The sequence below is a fragment of the Streptomyces fulvoviolaceus genome (assembly GCF_000718165.1).
In the GTDB taxonomy this organism is placed as follows: Bacteria; Actinomycetota; Actinomycetes; order Streptomycetales; family Streptomycetaceae; genus Streptomyces; species Streptomyces fulvoviolaceus.
Genome location: NZ_JOEY01000167.1, coordinates 1 through 485, shown reverse-complemented (window position 1 = coordinate 485; position 485 = coordinate 1). Strand labels below are relative to the sequence as shown.

Genomic DNA, 485 nt, shown 5'->3' with positions numbered 1-485 from the left:
GCCCGTCGACTCGCCGAGCACAAGGCCTCCGTCGTGCTGGTGGCCCGCCGCAAGGACCGTCTCGACGACCTCGCCGCCGAGATCGAGAAGGCCGGCGGCACGACCCTGGTCGTGGAGGCGGACATCACCGACCGCGCTCAGGCCGAGGCCGCCGTGCAGCAGGCCGTCGAGCGCTTCGGACGTCTGGACATCCTGGTCAACAACGCCGGCCTGATGCTCCTGGGCCCCGTCGTCGGCGCGGACGTCGAGGACTGGGAGCGCATGATCGCCATCAACGTCCAGGGCCTGCTCTACACCACCCGCGCCGCCCTCCCCCACCTGCTCAAGGCCGCCGAGGAAAGCTCGCGCCGCGTCGCCGACATCGTCAACATCAGCTCCATCGCCGGCCGCGTCGCCTGGAACGGCTACGGCGTCTACAACCTCACCAAGTTCGGCGTGAACGGCTTCACCGAGTCCCTGCGCCAGGAAGTCACCCAGCGGCACGT

General features: G+C 69.9%; 1 protein-coding gene. It reads left to right on the top strand.

The window, feature by feature from the left end; all coding sequences use genetic code 11:
* Positions 1-485: SDR family NAD(P)-dependent oxidoreductase (locus tag IG08_RS0153340; RefSeq protein ID WP_030622204.1), on the top strand; the 485-nt coding region annotated here is incomplete at both ends.